The sequence below is a fragment of the Novosphingobium sp. B-7 genome (assembly GCF_000410615.1).
Lineage (GTDB): Bacteria > Pseudomonadota > Alphaproteobacteria > Sphingomonadales > Sphingomonadaceae > Novosphingobium > Novosphingobium capsulatum.
The window spans coordinates 1-3,561 of sequence record NZ_APCQ01000847.1; the positions used below are offsets into that span (position 1 = coordinate 1).

At 68.6% G+C, this 3,561-nt stretch carries 5 protein-coding genes; 4 read left to right on the forward strand and 1 reads right to left on the reverse strand.

The window, feature by feature from the left end; all coding sequences use genetic code 11:
- Positions 1-294: 294 nt before the first annotated feature.
- The 4 genes from H926_RS0109790 to H926_RS26655 are packed head-to-tail and all read left to right on the forward strand — an operon-like array spanning position 295 to position 2,305.
- Positions 295-894, forward strand: a complete 600-nt coding sequence (locus H926_RS0109790) for an ATPase (RefSeq protein ID WP_028657814.1) — start codon at positions 295-297, stop codon at positions 892-894.
- Positions 895-925: 31 nt separating this feature from the next.
- Positions 926-1,600, forward strand: a complete 675-nt coding sequence (gene epsC / locus H926_RS26650) for a serine O-acetyltransferase EpsC (protein WP_022676137.1) — start codon at positions 926-928, stop codon at positions 1,598-1,600.
- Positions 1,601-1,626: 26 nt separating this feature from the next.
- Positions 1,627-1,986: a DUF2794 domain-containing protein gene (locus H926_RS0109800; RefSeq protein WP_022676138.1), complete on the forward strand. Its 360-nt coding sequence runs from the start codon at positions 1,627-1,629 to the stop codon at positions 1,984-1,986.
- A gap of 16 nt (positions 1,987-2,002) precedes the next feature.
- Positions 2,003-2,305, forward strand: a complete 303-nt coding sequence (locus H926_RS26655) for a hypothetical protein (RefSeq protein WP_062786106.1) — start codon at positions 2,003-2,005, stop codon at positions 2,303-2,305.
- A gap of 6 nt (positions 2,306-2,311) precedes the next feature.
- Here the strand turns inward: H926_RS26655 and H926_RS26660 are convergent.
- A partial coding sequence (locus H926_RS26660) for an AarF/ABC1/UbiB kinase family protein (RefSeq protein ID WP_022676140.1) occupies positions 2,312-3,561 on the reverse strand: 1,250 nt, incomplete at its 5' end.

Sequence of the window (3,561 nt, forward strand, 5' to 3'; positions counted from 1 at the left end):
CGGTGCGCGGCGTGGCCGGGGTGCAGGGCGTGGCCACCAGCAGCGTGGCGATGGGCGGCACCTCGGTCCTGCGCGTCACGTATGCCGGCGATCTTGATGCGCTGGCGGCGGCCCTGCGCGCGCAAGGGTGGAAGGTAACCAGCGGCGCCAACGCGCTATCGATTCGGAAATAGCCGCTTATCCCCATCCATCATGCCGCGATCCACAGGGTAACCCCCAGATTCGCGCCTGTTTCGCGCGGCGGGGGGCGCTCTTGCCGTTCCCTTCCCGTTCCCGCCTCCCTATATGACCGCCATGACAAGCCAGATTGCCCTTCCGCTTTCGCCAGCTAACGGCGCCGAAAACATCGTGGTCGGCCCTTCGCTGCAGCCGGTGATCGATGGCCTGATGGCCGGCCATGACTGGCCCTATCGCAGTTGCATCCTGTCTGGCCCGGCGCGCTCGGGCAAAAGCCTGCTGGCGCGCTGGTTTGTGGCCTCGGACCTGGGCGATGCGCTCGATGGCGCCGATCGCCTGCCCGAGGACGAGGTGTTCCACGCCTGGAACCGCGCCCAGGCCAGCGGCCGCCCGCTGCTGTTGATCAACGATGCCGGGCCGGGCCAGTGGCGGGTGACGCTGCCCGATCTCGGCTCGCGCCTGGGTGGATCGATGGCGCTGACGATCCCACCGCCGGACGAGGAACTGCTGATCCAGCTGCTGGAAGAGCATGCCGCGCGGCGAGGGCTGGCGCTGGGCGATGCCGCGCTGGCGTTCCTGCTGCCGCGGATCGAGCGCAGCCACGCTGCCGCCGAGACGCTGGTGGAAACAATCGACCGGCTCAGCCTTGAGCGCAAGGCGCCCGTCACCATATCGCTGGTGCGCGATGCCCTGGCGCAGGTGCAGGGGGCGGATTGACCGATCCTGTCGGGATAAGGGATAAGAGGTGATGGTTTCAGGCCTGATTGCATACCTGGATTCCATCCGCGCCCGCGACCCGGCACCGCGCTCGCGGTGGGAAATCCTGCTCTATCCCGGCCTTTTGGCCGTGGGGCTCCACCGCGTGGCGCACTGGCTGTTCGAAGGGCGGATGTTCTTTGCCGCCCGGCTGGTCAATCACCTTTCACGCTTCCTCACCGCGATCGACATTCACCCCGGCGCCACCATCGGCCGCCATCTGTTCATCGACCATGGCTTTACCGTGATCGGTGAAACCGCGCAGATCGGTGACGACGTCACGATCTACCAATGCGTCACGCTGGGTGGCACCAACCCGGCCAATGGCATTCCCGGCAAGCGCCATCCCACCCTGGCCGATGGCGTGATCGTCGGCTCGGGCGCGCAGATCCTGGGGCCGATCACCGTGGGCCCCGGCGCGCGCGTGGGCGCCAATGCCGTGGTCACCGAAGACGTGCCCGCCGGCGTCACCATGGTCGGCATCAAGTCGCGCCCCACCCACGTCTCGATGGAAACCTGGCTGCGCGATTTCGTGCCCTATGGCACGCCGTGCGATGAGCCTTGCGATGCGGCCGATGTCGCGCGCGTCGAAGCGCTGGAGGCAGAGGTCGCCGCGCTCAAGGCGCAGGTTGCCGAACTGCTCGCCGATCGCGCGGTGAAGCTCTGAGCGCGCCAAGCAAAGGACCGGGCGACTTGCCCGGCAACGTCGTGCCGCTGGTGCCCGTGGTCCCGCTGGCTGCGCGCCCGGTGCTGCAGGTGGCGTTCGATCGGCTCGAACTGCTGCGCATTCTCGATCTCTATGGCCGCATGGTGGCGGCCGGCCTGTGGCGCGATTACGCGATGGATTTTGGCCGGGAAGCGGCCAGTTTCTCGGTCTTTCGCCGCACGGCCGAGCGCCCCACCGCGCGGATCGAGAAACGCCCCGCGCTGCGTGGTCGCCAGGGCATGTGGGCGCTGTATGGCGAGGCGGGCCAGGTGCTCAAGCGCGGGCACGAACTGGCCGGCGTGCTTTCGCCGCTCGAACGCCGCCTGCTCAAGGTGGTGGAAGATTAGCGGCACCGCGCGGCCAGTGCGCCTTGTTCTGGCAGTGGTCCCGCTGCTGTGGTTGCCGGCCTGCAGCGATGCCCCGGCCCACCGCGCCGCCAACCGCCACGAAACCCCGGTGATGCGCGTGCTCTATCGCGATGGGCATGACAGCATGCTGCTGACTTTTCCGCGCGATGGCCATGCCATGCCGGCAGACGAATGCCACGCCGCGCTGCTGATCGACGGGCAAAGCGGGGCCGCCCGGCAGATATCCCCGACCGAAGCAGCGGCCCGCACCCGCACCATGCAGCTTTCGGGGGCCACGCCGGGCGTTTGCCCGGCATAGCTGGATTCAGTTCGCGTCGGGTTGCGCGCCGATGGCCTCTGCCGCCAGGTCGCGGATCGGCACGCGCGCGCGCATGCGAACGGCCAGCAGCGCCGTGCCGCTGACCTTGCGCTGCACCAGCAGGGTTTGCACCGGCGGCACGTGCCAGGCGCTGCGGTCCTCGGCGATCGGGCGGCCGATGCGGCGCAGGTCTTCGACAAAGGCACGGTCGGAAAAATCGAGCGGCCCGGGGCGCGAGAGATGCGCCATCAGCACGGCGATCATCGCATCGATGCGCTCGCCGTGCCGCTGCAGCAGGGTGGGGGAAACGAACCCTACCGCCAGGATCGCGTCGCGCAGTGCCTGGGGATCTTCGGCCAGGCCCGCTGCTAGCACGGCGCGATAGGCGGCTGCGGTTTCCGCCGGTACCGGCCGCGCCGCCCCGAAATCGAGCAGCACCAGCTTGCCGGTTTCGGGTTGCCAGCGATAATTGGCAAAGTTCGGGTCGGTCTGCATGTAACCGAACACGAACAGCTCGTGCAGCGTCAGGTTGAGCAGCGCGGTCAGCATCGCGTCGCGCTGTTCCTGCGGCGCCTGCGCCAAGGTATCGATCGCGCGCCCGGCCACATAGTCCATCGCCAGCACGCGGGTGGTGGTCAGCGCATCGACGGGGGCAGGCACCAGGAACTGCGGGTCACCAGCCAGCAACTCGCGATAGTGGCGCATCTGCGCGGCCTCGCGCACATAGTCGGCCTCTTCGTGCAGCTGGCGCTTGGCCTCTTCCAGCAGCGGCGCGATGTCGAGCGAGCTGGGCAAGAGGTTAGACAGGCGCAGCAGCGTCGCCACGTTGTCAACATCGGCATCGATGCTGGCGGCAACGCCGGGATATTGCACCTTGATCGCCAGTTCGCGTCCATCGGGCAGACGCGCGCGGTGCACTTGCCCGATCGAGGCGGCGGCCAGCGGGCGCGGATCGAAATGGACAAAGCGGCGGCGCCAGTCTGCGCCCCATTCGGCGTTGAGCACCTGTTGCAGTTGCGCCGGTGGCATGTGGTGGGCAGAATCGCGCAGCCGCGCCAGGATCGCGGTCAATTCGGCGGGCAGCATGTCTCCGGCATCGAGCGACAGCATCTGCCCCAGCTTCATCGCTGCGCCGCGCAGGCGGGAGAGTTGCTCGGTCACGCGCATGGCATTGGCCGGCGTCAGCACCAGGTCGCTCAACTGCGGGCGCTCGCCGCGCGCCAGGCGGCGCGCGCCTTCGGCCACCACGCCGCCGG